This is a genomic window from Galenea microaerophila (assembly GCF_054657255.1).
Map to the genome: position 1 here is coordinate 296011 of NZ_BAAHWZ010000001.1, position 17605 is coordinate 313615.

16 protein-coding genes and 1 tRNA gene are annotated in these 17605 nt (G+C 44.5%); 10 read left to right on the plus strand and 7 right to left on the minus strand.

Translation table 11 applies throughout. The annotated features are described in order from the left end of the window. Nucleotides 1-82: 82 nt before the first annotated feature. Together ppa and ACYQ05_RS01445 are read right to left on the minus strand one after the other, a co-directional pair. Entirely contained in the window at nt 83-607 is a 525-nt protein-coding gene (ppa, locus tag ACYQ05_RS01440; protein ID WP_459817674.1) for an inorganic diphosphatase, read from the minus strand. Between the two features lie 81 nt (nt 608-688). After that, the gene (locus ACYQ05_RS01445) at nt 689-1660 is read right to left on the minus strand and encodes a class 1 fructose-bisphosphatase (protein WP_459817675.1); all 972 of its coding nucleotides are present in this window, start codon (nt 1658-1660) and stop codon (nt 689-691) included. Nucleotides 1661-1886: 226 nt separating this feature from the next. Here ACYQ05_RS01445 and thiI point away from each other — a divergent pair, with 226 nt between their 5' ends. After that, entirely contained in the window at nt 1887-3329 is a 1443-nt protein-coding gene (gene thiI, locus ACYQ05_RS01450; protein WP_459817676.1) for a tRNA uracil 4-sulfurtransferase ThiI, read from the plus strand. Here thiI and ACYQ05_RS01455 read toward each other — a convergent pair. Further along, nucleotides 3311-4642 carry an MltF family protein gene (locus tag ACYQ05_RS01455; protein WP_459817677.1) on the minus strand — a complete coding sequence of 444 codons (1332 nt, stop codon included), beginning with the start codon at nt 4640-4642 and terminating at the stop codon, nt 3311-3313. The genes thiI and ACYQ05_RS01455 overlap by 19 nt on opposite strands. A gap of 309 nt (nt 4643-4951) precedes the next feature. Between ACYQ05_RS01455 and ACYQ05_RS01460 the strand changes: the two genes are divergently transcribed. After that, on the plus strand, nt 4952-6352 hold the full coding sequence (locus ACYQ05_RS01460; RefSeq protein WP_459817678.1) for a dihydrolipoyl dehydrogenase: 1401 nt from the start codon (nt 4952-4954) through the stop codon (nt 6350-6352). A gap of 26 nt (nt 6353-6378) precedes the next feature. Here ACYQ05_RS01460 and ACYQ05_RS01465 read toward each other — a convergent pair. Beyond that, nucleotides 6379-6455, minus strand: a tRNA-Pro gene (locus tag ACYQ05_RS01465). A gap of 52 nt (nt 6456-6507) precedes the next feature. Further along, on the minus strand, nt 6508-6654 hold the full coding sequence (locus tag ACYQ05_RS01470; RefSeq protein ID WP_459817679.1) for a hypothetical protein: 147 nt from the start codon (nt 6652-6654) through the stop codon (nt 6508-6510). An 87-nt stretch (nt 6655-6741) separates the two neighbouring features. On the opposite strand from ACYQ05_RS01470, the gene ACYQ05_RS01475 reads away from it, so the two are divergent. Beyond that, nucleotides 6742-8307, plus strand: a complete 1566-nt coding sequence (locus ACYQ05_RS01475; protein WP_459817680.1) for a SulP family inorganic anion transporter — start codon at nt 6742-6744, stop codon at nt 8305-8307. A gap of 1 nt (nt 8308) precedes the next feature. Then, nucleotides 8309-9082 carry a DUF481 domain-containing protein gene (locus tag ACYQ05_RS01480; RefSeq protein WP_459817681.1) on the plus strand — a complete coding sequence of 258 codons (774 nt, stop codon included), beginning with the start codon at nt 8309-8311 and terminating at the stop codon, nt 9080-9082. 105 nt (nt 9083-9187) lie between these two features. Here ACYQ05_RS01480 and rne read toward each other — a convergent pair whose 3' ends face one another. Beyond that, entirely contained in the window at nt 9188-11662 is a 2475-nt protein-coding gene (rne, locus tag ACYQ05_RS01485; RefSeq protein WP_459817682.1) for a ribonuclease E, read from the minus strand. Nucleotides 11663-12341: 679 nt separating this feature from the next. Between rne and rluC the strand changes: the two genes are divergently transcribed. Together rluC and ACYQ05_RS01495 are read left to right on the plus strand one after the other, a co-directional pair. Continuing rightward, nucleotides 12342-13289: a 23S rRNA pseudouridine(955/2504/2580) synthase RluC gene (gene rluC, locus ACYQ05_RS01490; RefSeq protein WP_459817683.1), complete on the plus strand. Its 948-nt coding sequence runs from the start codon at nt 12342-12344 to the stop codon at nt 13287-13289. Nucleotide 13290: 1 nt separating this feature from the next. Then, nucleotides 13291-13989, plus strand: a complete 699-nt coding sequence (locus ACYQ05_RS01495; RefSeq protein WP_459817684.1) for an HAD family hydrolase — start codon at nt 13291-13293, stop codon at nt 13987-13989. Here the strand turns inward: ACYQ05_RS01495 and ACYQ05_RS01500 are convergent. Beyond that, nucleotides 13986-14600, minus strand: a complete 615-nt coding sequence (locus ACYQ05_RS01500) for a Maf family protein (RefSeq protein WP_459817685.1) — start codon at nt 14598-14600, stop codon at nt 13986-13988. The genes ACYQ05_RS01495 and ACYQ05_RS01500 overlap by 4 nt on opposite strands. 204 nt (nt 14601-14804) lie before the next feature. Here ACYQ05_RS01500 and ACYQ05_RS01505 point away from each other — a divergent pair, with 204 nt between their 5' ends. The 4 genes from ACYQ05_RS01505 to ACYQ05_RS01520 are packed head-to-tail and all read left to right on the plus strand — an operon-like array spanning nt 14805 to nt 17592. Continuing rightward, nucleotides 14805-15332 carry a YceD family protein gene (locus ACYQ05_RS01505; RefSeq protein ID WP_459817686.1) on the plus strand — a complete coding sequence of 176 codons (528 nt, stop codon included), beginning with the start codon at nt 14805-14807 and terminating at the stop codon, nt 15330-15332. A 41-nt stretch (nt 15333-15373) separates the two neighbouring features. Continuing rightward, nucleotides 15374-15547: a 50S ribosomal protein L32 gene (gene rpmF / locus ACYQ05_RS01510; protein WP_459817687.1), complete on the plus strand. Its 174-nt coding sequence runs from the start codon at nt 15374-15376 to the stop codon at nt 15545-15547. Between the two features lie 11 nt (nt 15548-15558). Continuing rightward, nucleotides 15559-16608 carry a phosphate acyltransferase PlsX gene (plsX, locus tag ACYQ05_RS01515; RefSeq protein ID WP_459817688.1) on the plus strand — a complete coding sequence of 350 codons (1050 nt, stop codon included), beginning with the start codon at nt 15559-15561 and terminating at the stop codon, nt 16606-16608. Next, nucleotides 16609-17592: a beta-ketoacyl-ACP synthase III gene (locus ACYQ05_RS01520; RefSeq protein WP_459817689.1), complete on the plus strand. Its 984-nt coding sequence runs from the start codon at nt 16609-16611 to the stop codon at nt 17590-17592. It begins immediately after the preceding gene. Nucleotides 17593-17605 lie beyond the last annotated feature (13 nt).

Consider the following 17605-nt stretch of genomic DNA (forward strand, 5'->3'; position numbering starts at 1 on the left):
AAAGCTCTCATAGATTTTATGCCGCCATAAAAAAGCACAGCGAGTGCTGTGCTTCTTTTTTGGGCTCAATAATGAGCTCTGCTTATTTTTGGTAGGCTTTTACACCATTTAAAATTTCTTCTCGTGCTGCATCCGCATCGCCCCAGCCTTCAACTTTCACCCACTTACCGGGTTCAATATCTTTGTAGTGGCTGAAGAAAAGTTCAATTTGTTCTTTCAATAGAGGAATATCTTCCACTTTTTCAATGTTTTTATAGATGGGCGTTAATTTATCAACCGGTACAGCGATCACTTTTGCATCTTTACCGCCATCATCTTCCATATAGAAAATGCCAATTGGACGGCAGCGAATAACAGAGCCAGTTAATAAAGGATGAGGGGTTACAACTAAGACGTCGACAGGGTCTCCATCATCGGAAAGTGTCTGGTTAATATAGCCATAGTTGGCTGGATAAGACATGGTTGCGCCTTGAAGACGGTCTACCCAGATAAGATCGGTCTCTTTATCGACTTCATATTTAATTGGGGGTGCAAAAGCGGGGATTTCAATAATGACATTGACATCATTGGGTACTTCTTTACCTGCAGGTACAGCGTTATATCCCATGGTTATTTTCCTCAAATTTAAATTTATAATGAAAAACACCCGCTGAGGGCGGGCGTTTATTGATGTTAATTGTGTAAGTGATTAGTTTTCATAGTAGGCCATCATTGTGGCCACTTCTTTTTTAGAACCAAGCACAACCGGTACGCGGTCATGAATGCCTTTAGGCTCAACATCTAAAATGTGCTCACGACCATTTGTGGCCAAACCACCGGCTTGTTCAACAATCATCGCCATCGGGTTACCTTCATACATGAGACGAAGTTTACCAGCGCGTTCAGGTTCGCGACTATCCCATGGGTACATAAAGATGCCTCCACGCACTAAAATACGGTGAACTTCAGCCACCATAGAGGCAACCCAACGCATATTGTAACGCTTGCCTAGAGGACCTTCTTCTCCAAGTAGGCAGTCATCGATATATTGACGTACTTCAGGTTCCCAGAAGCGTCGGTTTGACATATTGATGGCAAATTCAGAGGTTTCTTCTGGAATTTTAACCTGTTCTTTAGTCAGAATGTATTCACCAATGTGGCGATCAAGCGTAAAGAAGTTGACCCCTTTACCGGTGGTCAAAACTAAAATCGTAGAAGGTCCGTAGAGAACATAACCTGCAGCGACTTGATTGCGTCCAGTTTGCAAGAATAACGCTTGATTATCTCCAGAACCGGGTTCTTTGGCTTCTAGGATTGAGAAGATGGTTCCGACAGAAAGGTTGACATCGATATTGGATGAACCATCTAATGGATCAAAAGTGACTAGATATTTACCATCTTCAAATCCAGCAACGGTGTAATCTTCTTCTTCAGAACCAATACCACGTACATTTTTGTCTTCGGTCAGGATCTTTTTCAAAAGTTCATTTGAGATGACATCCAACTGTTTTTGGGTTTCACCTTGCACATTTTCTGCTTCAGTGGAACCTAGGATTCCTGCCAATTCCCCTTGCCCAAGTTTATGGGATATATCTTTACAGGCGACTAAAGTATGGTTAATCACTTGTTGAAGATCAAAAGGAACTTCATCTCTGACTAAGACATCATGCAATCTTTTCATAAGCGTACTCTCATTTTGTTAGAGACCTTTGCATGAGTGGGATGCGAACTAAAAATTTTAGCCATTTTTAGCCGTAGAATCTCCTCATGCAAAGGTCTCTGTTAGTTAAAATAAAATTTCTTTTGGAATGATAACACGCAGAGAAAGCCTTAACCAAGTATTACAGCGGAAAAAAGTCTAATCCGTTAAAATGAGCCCCACAACAAACGCTTGGAAAAGGATAAAAATGAAATTTGTGGTTAAGTTATTCCCAGAAATTATGGTCAAGGGCAATGCGGTTAAGAAAAAAATGGTGGCCCAATTGCATCATAACTTGCGCACTTTACTCAATCGAGTGGATGAGCAGATTGAGGTCAAGCGCTTCTGGGATAAGATTGAAGTCCAGTGTGACGCCTCTTTTCACGCCCCCGTTGCAAAAGTGTTGCGGCAGACCCCCGGTGTGGATCAGGTGTTAGAGGTGTTGGAATTTCCTTTTACCACTCAAGAAGAGATTGCAGAGATTGTGGTGCAACAGATGGTGGAGCGCATTGAAGATAAAACCTTTGTGGTGCGTGTTAAGCGTTCAGGTGAGCATGATTTTACCTCTAATGAGTTGGAGCGTTTTGTGGGAGCAGCCCTTTATCGAGCTGGCAATCCCAAAGGCGTGGATATTAAACATGCGGAGGTGGTTGTGCAGTTGGAGGTGACCCATCAGCAGCTGTATATTGTTACTGATCGTTATCCTGGATTGGGGGGGTTCCCTTTAGGGATGCAAGGAGATGTGCTGTCACTGATGTCCGGCGGTTTTGATTCAACGGTGGCGAGCTTTTTGACGATTAAACGCGGTATGAAAACTCATTTTATTTTCTTTAACTTAGGCGGTGATGCGCATGAGATTGGGGTAAAGCAGGTGGCGTTTTATCTGTGGCGTCAATATGCAGCTTCACACCGGGTACAGTTTATTACCCTTCCTTTTGAAAAAGTGATTGCAGAGATGTTTAACAGCATTCATGAGAGTTACTTGGGGGTGATGCTCAAGCGTTTAATGCTTAAGGCGGCAGAACAAGTCGCGGATGAAATGGGGATTGATGCTTTAGTGACCGGAGAGAGTGTCGCTCAGGTCTCCAGTCAAACCTTACGCAATTTGGCTTTAATAGATGAGGCGACTTCCAAGCTGGTATTACGTCCGCTGGTGACAATGAATAAAAATGAGATTATTCAGATTGCAGAGGAGATCGGTACACGCCATTTTGCGGAAAATATGCCGGAGTATTGCGGCGTGATCTCTAAAAACCCGGTGACCCATGGCTCTTTTAAACGTTTGCCACGAGAGGAAGCGCGGTTTGATTTTTCAGTGCTGGAAGAGGCGGTGGCGAACCGCTCTGTGGTTCCGGTAGATCAAATTATCACAGAGATTAATCAAAAAGCGGCCGTTCCGATTGTCAATCAAGTAACGGATGAGGTGGTGATTGATATTCGTTCGGAATCGGAAAAAGCGCAATCCCCTTTGGACTTAGCGTCTGAAACCATCGAGATCCCTTTTTATGAGCTAAACCAAAAATTTAAACAGTTGGATCAGGATAAACAATATCTACTTTACTGTGAAAAAGGGGTGATGAGTCAATTGCATGCACAGTATTTGATTGATCAAGGATTCAACAACCTTAAGGTTTATAGGCCTGAAGCGTAGTCAGCGCTTTTTTCATCAGGGATAGACGTACGTTTCATTTTGGCCAAAGCTTTTTTCATTTCAATGCTACGAGACATTTGCAGCGCAATCTGAAATTTGCGAATATTGGCGACATAATTGACGGTTTCCAGGCCAATTTTTTGTCGGGCAATGAGTTCCACATTGTAGAACCATTTATAAGGATTTAACCCCCGTTTTTTGGCCAAGCGTTGATAGTAGCGGATTTTCGTAATGCCGGCATTGTAAGCAGCTAAGGCAAAGTTGATTTGATCTTCTGGTGTGTAAAGTTTTGGATCGGAAAAGTAATGATCCCGCAAGTAAGCCAAATATTTCACACCCGCTTCAATATTGTTTTCGAGTTTTTTGATATGATGGATGTTGATCGGTTTGTGTCGAGCCGTTTCCGGCTTGATTTGCATAATCCCCATCGCGCCTTTAGGACTGACTTTTTTATTGTTGAAGCGAGATTCTTGATAGGCTTGAGCCGCGATCAGCGTCCAATCAATGTCATATAGATCCCCATAAATTTGAAAATAGTATATTAAGCAGGGAATGCGCTTGAGTAAGGAGTAGTTAGGCTGCTGGATCCAGTAATCATCCTTAAAATATTTTTTAAACAAGCTGTTGCCGAGCAGTTTTCCGGGTTTTGCCTGAGTGTGGATAAAATGATTTAAAGAGCGCTTTAATTCGGGGGTGTTGTGACGAAGGCCCCAAGCGATTTTACCATTGTGATGAAAGATCATTTTAGATTGAAGCTGAAGATGCGTGAATTTGGTTTGCCAAAGTTGCGCAATATGGCTGTCTGCTACTGTATAGTCAATAATGCTATCATTGACCATTTCTAATAAATCTTCAATGCCGATGAGTCCTGGCGCTTGGCGAATTTCCATCGGCGGCAGTCCCAGTTTTCCAAGGGTTTGGTTGATTTTGATCAGATGGATTATGTAGCTGCTATTGGCAACGACCACTAAGGTTTTTCCAGAAAGGTCTTCCATTCTTTGAATCGGTTCAGCCCCTTGATGGCTGATCAGGATTTCATTGATGTCGGTGATATAGGGATCGGTAAAGTCAATCAGCGCTTTGCGTTCAGGCGTCACCGTCAGTCCAGCTGCGGCAATGTCCCCATAGCCTAAACGGAGTTTGGGGATGATTTCTTTAAAAGGGTTAGGTAAAAAAATCAGCTGGGTTTGATAGCGCTCTTTGCGCGGACCTCGATTGAGATAGTGCTCATAAGCTTTCAGTAGCTCATATTCAATGCCTCGGAACCCTTTATGCGTGATAAAGTAGTTTGTCCGGCTATAGGTGGTTAACACACGAATGACACGCCGTTTTCTCAGCGCTTCTAAATCGCCAAAAAAAGGTTGGTAGATTCGAATCAGAAGAGAGGTAGGAATTTTTTCTTTGGACGCATTTTGGGCTTGAGAAAAAGGGGTTGGAAGAAAAAATAATAAGAGTAGCAGCAGACACCCGAGAGCGTATCCATAGGCTCTAAAAAGGAGTGAGGAACAATAAACGCTACAAAACAAAAGCCATCCCCATATTATAAATGTCACAAAAATGACTCGTTATTTTACTGTGAAAAAAATAAAATAGGAACAAAGAACTAAGTGAGGAGAAAGAAAATGAGAAAAATTAAAGTCGCCATTTTAGGCGCTGGAACGGCCGGATTAACCGCGATGAGTCAGATAAGAAAGCAGACAGAGGATTTTGTTATCATTGATGGCGGCACCTTAGGCACGACTTGCGCGCGCATTGGTTGTATGCCTTCAAAGGCTTTAATTCATTCGGCCAATCACTATTTTGAACGCAACCATTTTGCAGACATTGGCATTCATGGTGCGGAGCAGCTCTCTGTGAATCAAGGTGAAGTCTTACAGCGTGTACGCGCCTTAAGAGATCGTTTTGCCGGCGGTGTCGCGCAAAATATGTTGGACAGTCTTAAGCCAGAACAGTTTATCAAAGGTTATGCGAAATTTCTCTCTCCCAATCAATTAGAGGTGAATGGGGAGAAGATCGAGGCGGAGCGAATCATTATTGCGACCGGCTCACGCCCTGTGGTGCCAGCATCATGGCAGGCATTCGGTCAGCAGGTTTTGACCAGTGATGAGATTTTTGAGTTAGAACAGTTTCCAGCATCGGTGGCGGTAGTGGGTTTAGGCGCGATCGGTATTGAATTAGGGCAAGCGATGGCGCGCTTGGGCGTTAAGGTGATTGGCTTTGAAATGCTGAATACGGTCGCTGGTTTGTCTTCACCCAAAGCTATTGAGTCAATGGTGAGCCTGATCTCAAAAGAGTTTCCGCTCTATCTGGGTGAGGCGGCCAATGTTGAAGAAGGCAGTGCAGGGAAATTGCGCATTTCTAATTCAGCGGGCTCTTTTGAAGTGGATGCCGTGCTGGCCGCATTGGGGCGTCGCCCGAATGTTGATCAGCTTGGTTTAGAGAATCTTGGTGTAGAACTGGATCGTTTCGGACTGCCACAATTTGATCCTGAAACCTTACAAATTGAGAACCTTCCTATCTTTATCGCTGGCGATGCCAACCGCTACCGTCCAATTTTGCATGAAGCGGGCTATGAGGGCAAAATTGCAGGGGTAAATGCGATGCAGTATCCACAAGTCCACCGTTATCATCGGGTCTCCCCAATGGGGATTGTCTTTACCGATCCACAGGTGGCTGTTTTTGGTCAACGCTACAGTGAGTTGGATTTGGACAAAACAGAGGTGGTCAGTTTCAATTTAGAACGCAATAACGGACGCGCCATTGTAGAGCAGGTGGATAAAGGGATGATCAGCTTGTATGCGGATAAGCAGAGCAAACAATTGCTAGGCGGCGAGTTGGTGATGGCGGAAGCAGAACATCTGGCACATCTTTTAAACTGGGCGGTTGAAGAAGGCTTGACGGTTGAAAGGTTGTTGCAGATGCCGTTTTATCATCCTGTCTTAGAAGAGGCGGTCGATTCAGCTTTAAAAGGATTGGCGAAAAAGTTAAAGATTGAAATGATCGGATTACAGCGAATCGAATAAGGTTTGAAAACAGATGATTGGAAAAGTGGTCGGAGTGACAGGATTTGAACCTGCGACCACCACACCCCCAGTGTGGTGCGCTACCAGACTGCGCTACACCCCGATTAAATTTAGAGCGCTATTATAGGCGTTTCTCACTCAATTGCAAGACTAAACTAACCGTTCTTGTCTTTCTCTTTTTTCGCTTCAATTTGATCCCGATGGCGGCGTTGTATCTTAAATAGGCCATGGAAGATAAAATGTGCGATCAGCAGTGCGACTAAAACCCCAATCATAATTTCGCCAATATGATGAATCCACATAGTTAATCTTTAAGTAGTTAATCTTTAAGTTTGTGTACATTTTCAACTATAATACTCGGTTTTATTTTTTGGTAAAAGGATTTTCGCATGCGAACGGTGAATGTTTCCGCTTCAGGATGGGAGCGTTATAAAAATGATGTACTTTCTGGAATTACCGTTTCATTGGCATTGGTGCCGGAAGCTGTCGCTTTTTCCTTTGTTGCAGGCGTCAATCCCTTGGTGGGCATGTTTGCGGCCATTATTGTTGGTTTAATTACCTCTGCTTTTGGCGGTCGTCCGGGCATGATTTCTGCCGCCGCTGGCTCGTTGGCGGTGGTAATGGTGAGTTTGGTGGCAGAGCATGGGACAGAGTATCTCTTTGCAGCCGTCATTTTGATGGGGGTATTTCAAGTCATTATTGGCGTCATGAAGTGGGGGCGCTTTATTCGCATGGTGCCGCAGCCGGTGATGATTGGTTTTGTGAATGGTTTGGCGATTATTATCTTTTTAGCCCAGTTGAAGCAGTTTAAAACCTCTGATGGTCATTGGTTAAGTGGTGAGCCCTTACAGATCATGTTGGCCTTGGTAGCGGCCAGTATGGCGATTATCTATATTTTGCCTAAATTTACAAAGGCGATTCCATCCGCTTTAGCCTCAATTATTCTGATTACTTTGGCGGTCATCTTTCTGGATATCCATACCGTGACAGTTGGGGATAAGGCGGTGGTTTCAGCTTCCTTAGAAACCTTGTTTTTCGGTGACCCACGGGATCCACAGTTAAATGGCTTTCATATACCCATGGTGCCTTTCACTTGGGAGACCTTATGGATTATTTTGCCTTACGCCTTGATTTTAACGGTTGTGGGGACGACAGAGTCGCTGCTCACCATGACTTTGATTGATGATATTACGCAGACGCGTGGTCAAGCGAATCGTGAATGTATCGCATTGGGGTGTGCCAATGTGACATCTGGACTCTTTAGTACCATGGGAGGGTGTGCCTTGATTGGACAATCCCTGATTAATATTCGTTCGGGTGGATTGGGACGACTGTCGGGAATCACGGCCGCATTGATGTTGTTATTGATTGTATTGGCTTTATCAGACTATATCGCCAAAATTCCGGTCGCAGCCTTAGTGGGGCTTATGTTTGTGGTGGTGATTGCCACTTTCGATTGGTCTAGCTGGAATATTATGCGCGGCATGAGTAAAGCCGATGCGGCGGTGATGATTTTGGTAACCGTTTTGACCGTGGTGTTTGACTTGGCTGTGGCCGTGGTTGCAGGCGTCATAGTGTCAGCCTTGGTGTTTGCTTGGCAGCATGCACAAAGAGTAATGGTCGAGGCTGAAGAGACTGAGATCGATGGTAAAAAAGTCAAAATCTATACGGTTTATGGTCCGCTGTTTTTTGCTTCCGCACAAAATTTTGTGGACTTGTTTGACCCTAAAAATGATCCAGATTGTGTGAAGATTGACTTTAAATATTCTCGGGTTTATGACTATACCGGAGTAGAGGCGATTGATAAACTGACAAAGCGTTATAAAGAACAAGGAAAAAAACTGGTGCTTAAACACTTAAGTCCCGAGTGTCGTCAGCTATTACATGATGCACGGGATTTAGTGGAAGTCAATATTTCTGAAGATCCGCATTATCATGTTTCACTAGGAAAATAAAATGAGAAAGCTTTCAATCCATAAAACCATTCCTTTCACTCTGTTACTTGGATCTTTGCTGGTAACTAGCCGTGCATCGGCTATTGTGAATATCGAAGATCTTCGATTGGATGACTCTGTTCAAGGGGTAAGTGGCAGCTTTACAGTCAATTTTAATGGTAAGTCTGGGAATACGGATAACTTGGCTGGCAGTACCAATATAGGACTCCAGTATGTGCACCATCAGCAAGTCGAGTTGCTATTAGCCAGTTATGAATACAGTGAGGTCAATGGTAAGGGGAATGATGAAAGCAAGTTTTTACATTTGCGTCATACAGATTGGTTTAAGCCCCACTGGGCTTGGGAGGCGTATACGCAATATGAAGCTCAGCCCTATGTTTTAGATAAAGTACGTACTTTATTGGGGGCGGGTGGTCGCTGGAAAAATCAATTTAAGCAATATAAAGGCATTTTGGGCGGTTCGATCTTTTATGAGAAAGAAGAGGTCGATTTACAGCGACGAGAAACTTTTGAAGTCGGTCGTTTTAACTGGATGGCAGAAGGTCAGTATGCTATATCCAAGCAGGCTAAAATGGGCGTCAGCTTGTTTTTTCAACCGAAAGTGGATGAGTGGAAGAATAACCGCTCCATTGTGAATTGGACGCTTTCTACTCAAGTGGTTTCTACTGTGTCGATGACGATGAGCGTGAATTACCGCCATGATTCTCAACCCTATTTGGATTTAAAAGCGGATGATTGGCAGTATAGTATGGGCATTAATTATCAGTTTAAGTGATGACTAACTTGTTCTGATGTATTTTTTTCACTCATAGATAAAAAAGCGCCCGCATAAAACTTTATGCGGGCGCTTTTTTATTTGCCAAGAAAAGACAGGTTTAGCTTAAGAAATTTTACTTTCTGTTTCAGTCATTGTGCCTGTTTCTTTTGACGCATTTTCAGTAGAGGGCTTCTCCTCGAAAGCAGGTTGAGGCTCATTTGAAACGGATTCAATGGGCTGCTCTGCTTCTGTAGAGGTCTCTGTTTTTGATTCAACCGGTGCAGCAGAAACCGTTTCTACGACCATTGGTACTTTTTTCGACTCATTGGGTGTTTCTGTTGCAGTGGATTCAACGGTCACAGTAGAGGGTGCGCTCTGTTCAAGCGTTGTCGGTGCATTTTCTGTTACCGTATTGGCTTCTAACTCTATGGAGTTTACAGAGAGGGTTTCCGCATTGATCGGTGCCCGACGACGATTATTGTAAGTCCGAGTATTGTTTCGGCTGCGGTGACGGCGGTTGCGAGGCGCTTCTTTGACCTCAGGGGCTGCCGTTTTGCTTTGTTCCGCTACTTCAGGCGCCTGGATCGCTAGCTGATCTTGAGCTTTTTCTTGAAGTTCAGGTGCATTTTTCGCCGCTTGTTGCTTGGATTTCTCTGCAGCTGCTTGCGCCTGATTGAGCGCAATATTTTGTTCACGAATAGAAGGCTGCTTCTCTGTTTGACCGCTCTCATTCGAACGATTGCGATGATTTTTGTCATTACGATTTCGATTGTTTCGGCTATTGCGGTTACGATCATTTTGATTACGATCATTGCGGTTACGCCCATTATTCCGACGACGATTGTTATTGGTGCGCTCGCGTTTGGGTGCCGTCGGCGCTTTAATTTCTTCTACCTCTTCCCCAGCAAAGAACTGCCAAATGCGCTTGATCAAACTGGGTTTGGATTGCGAAGTGGCTTGTTGAGCCGCTTGGGCTTGTTCAATTAAGGGCGCTGGCATTTCGGGTTGAATGCTTTTAATTGCGGGTTCCTCTTTAGGCTGAGCGGTTTTTTCAGCTTCAATCTCCTCAAGCATCGGACTTGGAAGCTCTTTCGCTTGATAGCTTACCTGCTCTGGCACTTCCTCATTGAGACGTGTCCGTTCAATTAAGTATTGTGGCGTCTCTAAATGTTCATTCGGCACAATCAAAATATGCAGATGATGGCGATCTTCTAAATGGGTCAAATGATGGCGTTTTTCATTCAGTAAGAAGGTGGCGACATCTACAGGCAGTTGAACCATAATGCGTTTGGTATTCTCTTTGAGCGCCTCTTCTTCCAATAAGCGAAGAATAGAGAGACCTAGGGATTCGACGCCACGAATCACACCGACGCCTTTGCAGCGTGGACAGACAATTTGCGTGGATTCTTCAATGGAAGGACGTAAGCGCTGACGAGACATTTCCAGCAGACCAAAACGGGAGATTTTGCCGATCTGAACCCGTGCACGGTCAGATTTCACTGCCTCGCGCATCGCATTTTCCACTTCTCTTTGATGACGGTTGGAGTGCATATCGATAAAGTCGATGACAATTAAGCCTCCCAAATCTCTTAAACGCAATTGGCGGGCAATTTCTTGAGCCGCTTCCATATTGGTATTAAAAGCGGTCTCTTCTATATCGCCCCCTTTGGTTGCACGTGAGGAGTTGATATCAATGGCGGTTAACGCTTCGGTCATATCGATTACGATGACCCCACCAGAGGGGAGGACGACTTCGCGTTGATAGGCAGTCTCGATTTGCGATTCAATTTGATAGCGTGTAAATAGGGGGATTTTTTCATCTTGGTAGGGCTTGACCTTATGCACCTGTTGCGGCATGACATGTTGAATAAAATCCCGAGCTTTGTGAAAGGTCGGCATGTCATCAATAATGATTTCACTGATGTCTTGGCGCAAGTAGTCGCGAATGGCCAGAATCACAATATCAGATTCTTCATGGATGAGGAAGGGCGCTGGCTTTTCCTGCGCTGCCTTTTTAATGGCTTCCCATAGGTGAACGAGATAGTTGACGCCCCATTGTAGCTCTTCAGGGGTTTTACCCACACCTGCCGTACGAATGATGAGTCCCATCCCTTCAGGGAGGTCAATCTCTTTTAACGTATCTCGGATTTCTGAACGATCCCCGCCTTCAATACGGCGCGAAATGCCGCCCGCTTTAGGGTTGTTGGGCATCATGACCACATAAGGGCCCGCCAAAGTAATTTGTGTGGTTAAGGCCGCACCTTTATTACCACGTTCTTCTTTTTGAACTTGGACAATAATCTCTTGTCCTTCGGTCAGGACGTCTTTGATGGAAAGGTTATGAGGATTGGTTTCGCCTTCTGGGTAATACTCTTCAGCGACTTCTTTAAAGGGTAAAAAACCGTGGCGTTCTGCGCCATAATCCACAAATGCCGCCTCTAGACTGGGCTCAATGCGGGTGACGATGCCTTTGTAAATATTGGCCTTTTTCTTTTGTTGTTGGGGCGTTTCAATGTCTAGATCATAGAGTTTTTGTCCATCAACTAGGGCTATACGCACCTCTTCGGGCTGCGTAGCATTAATCAGCATTCTTTTCATGCGTGTCTCTTTTTAGGTTGAGGCGTCAACCGGAGGCAGGAATAATAACGGAAAGTTCTTGAGAACAGAGCGGCGCGAGGCTTCTTATGCAAGGTGAGACAGTTTTTCGGTCATCAATTTCAGCTGCCTTTTATATAGGCTGTGGCGTTTGTCTCATTTCTTGATTTTATTGGTGTCTCTTTTAATCACCAAGGAATCTTTTAAAATCAAATACTTCTTTTTTCTTCGCATTTTTTTGTCGAGCAGTGTTTTTTCACAGCTCTTAGCCAATTAAACGACAGGGCATCTTTTCTTTTTATCGTGAGCGACGCCCGCTGATTGCTTAATTTATTTTGTCCGGTCTGTCTTGTCAGAATCCCGTGTCATTCAATCAAATGTCTTATGACTACCTTTTGGGTTATTAGCCTGCATTGATGAATTTCTTAATCCTGTTCAAAATTGACGCTGGGTTAATTTCATTACTTAAAGCTAAACACTGAGGGTTTTAAATGCTTTAAGCGCCAAAGGTCTTTAAATTCTGTTGATTGAATCATCAATCGTATCTCTATATCATCCATAATAAAATATGGAAAATCGTGGGTAAATATATCACCATCGACCAAGCAACGCAATCGATAAATGGTATCTCTCATTAAATCACGGTACACTACGCTCCAATTTAAGGAGAAAGATAAGCGTTATGAGTCAAGGCGTGCAATTTGTTGAAGCTCACTCAGAAGATGAGGGGCAAAGAATTGATAATTTTTTAATGCGTCATCTGCGTAAGGTCCCTAAATCTATGATTTATCGGGTTATTCGAAAAGGGGAAGTGCGGGTCAATAAAGGGCGGATCAAACAGAATTATCGGCTTAAGGCGGGCGATATCGTGCGTATTCCGCCGGTAAAAGTGCCCGAAAAGACCGAGGTGATGCTGCCTACAAGGCAGATGGCATGGGTGGAATCGGCGATTTTGTATGAAGATTCCGATCTGATGGTGATTAATAAACCCAGCGGCATTGCTGTTCACGGTGGCAGCGGCATTCAATGGGGGTTGATCGAGTTAGTGCGAGGCTTGCGTCCTCTGGCGAAACGCATCGAACTGGTGCACCGTTTAGATCGAGATACCTCTGGATGTATTTTGCTGGCAAAAAAAGCGTCTGTATTAAAAGCACTGCACGCCCAGGTTCGAGAGGATCAGCTTAAAAAACAGTATTTGGCTTTAGTTGAGGGACATTGGCCTCAAAGTAAACAGAAAATTGATCTGCCGTTGAAAAAAAATACCCTTCAATCAGGAGAGCGGGTGGTGCGTGTAGATCAAACCGGAAAAGCCTCAATCAGCTATTTTCAGGTTGAACGCCAGTTTGCGAATTGCAGCTTGCTGCGTGTCAGACTTAAAACGGGGCGCACGCATCAAATTCGCGTTCATGCGCAGGCCAATGGTCATCCGATTATTGGAGATGAGAAATACGGCAATAAGGCTGTAAATCAACAGTTTCGACAAATGGGGTTTAAACGCTTAGCCTTGCATGCGCATAAATTGGGGTTTACCCATCCCGTCACAGAGCAGTGGCTGGAGATTGAGGCGCCGTTGGAGGCGAGTTGGCAAACGTTATTCAAACAATTAGAGGATAATCGAGAGGGCAAATAAGATGAACCAAGAGAAATCACGACCGAAAAATCAATGTTATGAATTGGTAATTTTTGATTGGGATGGCACCTTAATGAATTCTGAAGCGCGTATTGTGTCGGCTATACAGCATGCCGCAGAGGAAGTGGGGTTGCCTGTGCTTTCAGATGAAGAGAGTAAGCAAATTATTGGATTAAGTTTACAGCATGCTATTTTGGGGCTGTATCCAGATGCGTCACCTGAACAGGTGGAGAGGATGTCTGCCGCTTATACTCAGCATTTTTTAGAGGATTCGGATGTGCCTATGCAGCCCTTCGAAGGCGCAGAAGACCTATTAAAATCTTTAAAACAGGCGGGGGCAAAGTTGGCGGTGGCCACGGGAAAAAGTCGGCGCGGCTTGGATCGGGTGTTGGCGGATGTAGGCTTTGAAAGCTATTTTGACATGACGCGCACCCCTGTGGAAGCGGCGTCAAAGCCGGATCCATTAATGTTACATCAGATTCTAGACACTCTGCAGGTGCCTTTGGAGAAAGCGGTGATGGTCGGGGATACAGAGTTTGATCTGCTGATGGCACAAAATATTGGCATGGACAGTATTGCTGTGACCCATGGTGTGCACAGTCTGGAACAGTTGCAGCAATTTTATCCTATAGCTTGGGTAGACGATTTGGCCGAACTCAAATCATGGTTACTGCCACGCGTCGGAGACAATTGCCGTTAGTCTTTAAGTGGCAGTTCGTATCCCATTTGCTGAAAAATGGTGGTGAGTTCAATTAAAGGTAAGCCGATTAATGCATTTGGATCACAGGTTTCAATGGCTTTAAAGAGGGTAATGCCTAATCCTTCCGATTTAAAGCTACCGGCACAATTAAAAGGTTGCTCCAACTCAAGATAACGGGTGAGTGCTTGGTCACTGAGCTGGCGAAAATGGACGCGTGTGATATCCATGGCTTGAAACTGCTGCTGTGTTTGCGTATTGATCACGCAGAGCCCAGTATAAAAAATTATGATCTTGCCTTGCATAGATTGCAGTTGGGTGAGCGCCTTTTCAAAAGTGTGCGGCTTACCCAACGGCTGTCCTGCTAAGGAGGCACTTTGATCAGAACCGATAATAATGGCTGGTTCGTCAGTGGTTTGAGCAACCGCTTGGGCTTTGAGTTGACTCAATCTTTCCACCATGGCTTCAACCGATTCGCCCGCAATGGGCGTTTCATCCACTTCTGGTCTGGCCGTGGAAAAAGGCAATTTTAATTTCTGTAGAAGCTGCTGTCGAAAAGGGGAAGTAGAAGCCAAAATCAGTTTTGGCAATGGCAGGACTGGGGAATTTGGCATAAATCTTTCGCTTTTCCGTTGGATATTTTTGTTTGTGGCTCAAAGTGTTGCGTTTTTTAAATCAGACTGTCCGTTGCGTTACACTTATCTGGATAAACTCAAATAAAAATAAAGGGTTGCAGTCTATAAAAGGGAAGTATATTAAGGATTAAAAACCCAAATTTTCTTTGACATTCACCCTTAAAATGCGTATGATGCGCCGCTATGTTAGACAAGCTTCCGAATTTGATTGATCCTATTGATTTTGTCAATCATCATAAGCAAATTAAAGCGCGTGTCAACCAGTCTGAGTTTCCTCGTCTGGTGGCCCAGTTGGTGGATGGTGGACAAAACAATCGGTCGGTCGAAGTAGAAATGCGTTTTTTTTATGATAAAACGCTGAAGTTTCCTGCTTTTGAAATGCAGGTGAAGTCCTGTTTGTCCGTTGAGTGTCAGCGCTCATTGCAACCTTTTGATATTGAGGTCAATAGTCAAGTCAAAGGTATTTTTACAGAGTCGATGACGTTGGCTGAAGATCTGCCTTCAGAGGTAGAAATCTATGAGATCGGGGATGAGCGCATTTCTTTATTGGAACTGATTGAGGATGAGCTTCTGCTTTCCATTCCGCTTTCGCCGATTAATGAGCAGGCGCCGATGGCTTGGCAAGAGGCGTCTGATGAAACTGTAGAACAGGAGGCGGAGCAGAAGCCGAATCCGTTTGCAGCATTGGAAGCCTTAAAGTCGAAGAAATAGGCTAAGATTTTACAAATTGAATTTTTAACAAGGAGAACATTATGGCTGTTCAACAAAACCGTAAAACCCCATCAAAGCGTGGTATGCGTCGCTCTCACGATGCATTGAACGGACCGACTTTAACTGTTGATGAAACAACAGGTGAAGTTCACCGTCGTCACCATGTGACTGCTGATGGTTACTACAAAGGCAAAAAAGTCGTTCAAGATAAGTAAGAGAGGCTATCTTGAGTATAACGATTGCTGTCGATGCAATGGGGGGAGATCATGGCTTGTCCGTGACTCTACCCGCTTCTATAGATGCACTAAACCGACATTCCGACCTTCATATTCATTTGGTGGGTCAAAAACCTCTGATTGAAGAGGCGCTGAAAAATTATCAATATGATGCTCACCGATTGAGCATTACCCATGCTGAAGAAGTCATCGAAATGGATGATAAACCTTCAGTCGCCCTGCGAAATAAACGTAAATCCTCAATGCGCATCGCTCTGAATCTGGTAAAAGAGGAACAAGCGCAAGCCTGTGTCAGTGCCGGAAATACAGGGGCATTGATGGCGGTTTCCAAATTTGTTCTAAAAACCTTGCCAGGTATTGAACGCCCTGCGATTTGTACGGCAATGCCTACCATGACCGGGCATGTTTATGTGTTGGACTTGGGGGCCAATATCGGATCAGATGGGGAAAACTTAGCGCAATTTGCGGTGATGGGCGCGGTGCTCGCTCAAGCATTGGATGATAATCCTCATCCTCGTGTTGGTTTGCTGAATATTGGTGAAGAAGAGATTAAAGGGCACCAGCGGATTAAAGATGCGAATGCGATCCTAAAACGCACATCTATTAATTATCAAGGGTATGCGGAAGGGGATGACATTTTTAAAGGTAATTTTGATGTCATATCCTGTGATGGCTTTGATGGCAATGTGGCCTTAAAGGCGAGTGAAGGGGTGGCCAAAATGATTGCGTTTTATTTGAAAAAAGCTTTTAATCGTAACCTCTTCACCAAAATGGCCGGCTTGATTGCATACCCTGTGCTAAAGTCTTTTCAAGAAGAAGTCGATCCACGCAAGTATAATGGGGCTTCTCTATTAGGCTTGAGAAAAATTGTGGTGAAAAGTCATGGGGGGGCAGATGCCTATGGCTTTAGACGCGCCATTGAAGAAGCACGCAAAGAGGTCATAAAGAATGTGCCCAGTTTGATTGCGTCAGAAGTTGAACAGATTTTAACACCGGAGGTCACCGTGTTGGACGCCTCCGATTTAGAGCAAAAAGCATAAATGAGCCAGAATACAAAAACTTATAGTCGCATTGTCGGTACCGGCGGTTATTTACCTGAAAAAGTACTGACCAATTTAGACTTAGAAAAAATGGTGGAGACCAGTGACGAATGGATTAGAGAGCGCACTGGCATTACGCAACGTCATATTGCTACTGAAAATGAAACCACCTGTGACCTTGCAGAGCAAGCTGCTCGTCAAGCCTTAGAAGCTGCACAGATGTCGGCAGAAGAGCTTGATTTGATTATTTTAGCCACCACCACGCCGGATAAAATTTTTCCTTCCACAGCGACCATGTTACAAGCGCGCTTGGGGAATCATGGTGCCCCTGCATTTGATGTTCAGGCCGTGTGTGCGGGTTTTATTTATGCTTTATCCATTGCGGATCAATTTATTCGCGCCGGTTCAGCGAAGAAAGTGTTAGTGGTGGGCTCAGAAACCATTTCTCGGATTATTAACTGGCAAGATCGTAATACGTGTGTCTTATTTGGAGATGGTGCAGGGGCTGTGATCTTAGAAGCTTCAGATGAACCTGGTATCCTTTCTGTGCCGATTCATGCCGACGGTCAGTATGAAGAACTGCTGCATGTGCCCTCTGGACCTTCTCGACTGCCTAAGACGGATGATGTCTCTGAAAGAACCATGCAGATGAAAGGCAATGAAGTTTTTAAGGTGGCGGTCAATACCTTGAGCCGTGTGGCGCAAGAAACCTTAGATGCTGCTGGGATCAAGAGAGAAGAACTGGATTGGCTGGTCCCTCATCAGGCCAACTTAAGAATTATTAAAGCCACAGCCAAAAAACTCGGGTTGCGAGAGGATCAGACCGTCATAACGGTGGATCGCCATGCCAATACATCAAGTGCCTCTGTACCCCTCGCGCTCAATGAAGCGGTACGAGATGGCCGCATTCAGCGCGGAGATACGCTTTTATTAGAAGCATTCGGGGGTGGTTTTACTTGGGGTGCCGCTTTAATTAAATATTAAGGTTACGTATTAA

Bases quoted from the DNA above. Each gene is read 5' to 3' on its own strand.
- rluC (WP_459817683.1), top strand. From the start codon at position 12,342: ATGAGTCAAGGCGTGCAATTTGTTGAAGCTCACTCAGAAGATGAGGGG.
- ACYQ05_RS01480 (WP_459817681.1), top strand. From the start codon at position 8,309: ATGAGAAAGCTTTCAATCCATAAAACCATTCCTTTCACTCTGTTACTT.
- ACYQ05_RS01460 (WP_459817678.1), top strand. From the start codon at position 4,952: ATGAGAAAAATTAAAGTCGCCATTTTAGGCGCTGGAACGGCCGGATTA.
- rpmF (WP_459817687.1), top strand. From the start codon at position 15,374: ATGGCTGTTCAACAAAACCGTAAAACCCCATCAAAGCGTGGTATGCGT.
- ACYQ05_RS01505 (WP_459817686.1), top strand. From the start codon at position 14,805: ATGTTAGACAAGCTTCCGAATTTGATTGATCCTATTGATTTTGTCAAT.
- thiI (WP_459817676.1), top strand. From the start codon at position 1,887: ATGAAATTTGTGGTTAAGTTATTCCCAGAAATTATGGTCAAGGGCAAT.
- rne (WP_459817682.1), bottom strand. From the start codon at position 11,662: ATGAAAAGAATGCTGATTAATGCTACGCAGCCCGAAGAGGTGCGTATA.
- ACYQ05_RS01445 (WP_459817675.1), bottom strand. From the start codon at position 1,660: ATGAAAAGATTGCATGATGTCTTAGTCAGAGATGAAGTTCCTTTTGAT.
- ppa (WP_459817674.1), bottom strand. From the start codon at position 607: ATGGGATATAACGCTGTACCTGCAGGTAAAGAAGTACCCAATGATGTC.
- ACYQ05_RS01475 (WP_459817680.1), top strand. From the start codon at position 6,742: ATGCGAACGGTGAATGTTTCCGCTTCAGGATGGGAGCGTTATAAAAAT.
- ACYQ05_RS01470 (WP_459817679.1), bottom strand. From the start codon at position 6,654: ATGTGGATTCATCATATTGGCGAAATTATGATTGGGGTTTTAGTCGCA.
- ACYQ05_RS01495 (WP_459817684.1), top strand. From the start codon at position 13,291: ATGAACCAAGAGAAATCACGACCGAAAAATCAATGTTATGAATTGGTA.
- ACYQ05_RS01500 (WP_459817685.1), bottom strand. From the start codon at position 14,600: ATGCCAAATTCCCCAGTCCTGCCATTGCCAAAACTGATTTTGGCTTCT.
- ACYQ05_RS01520 (WP_459817689.1), top strand. From the start codon at position 16,609: ATGAGCCAGAATACAAAAACTTATAGTCGCATTGTCGGTACCGGCGGT.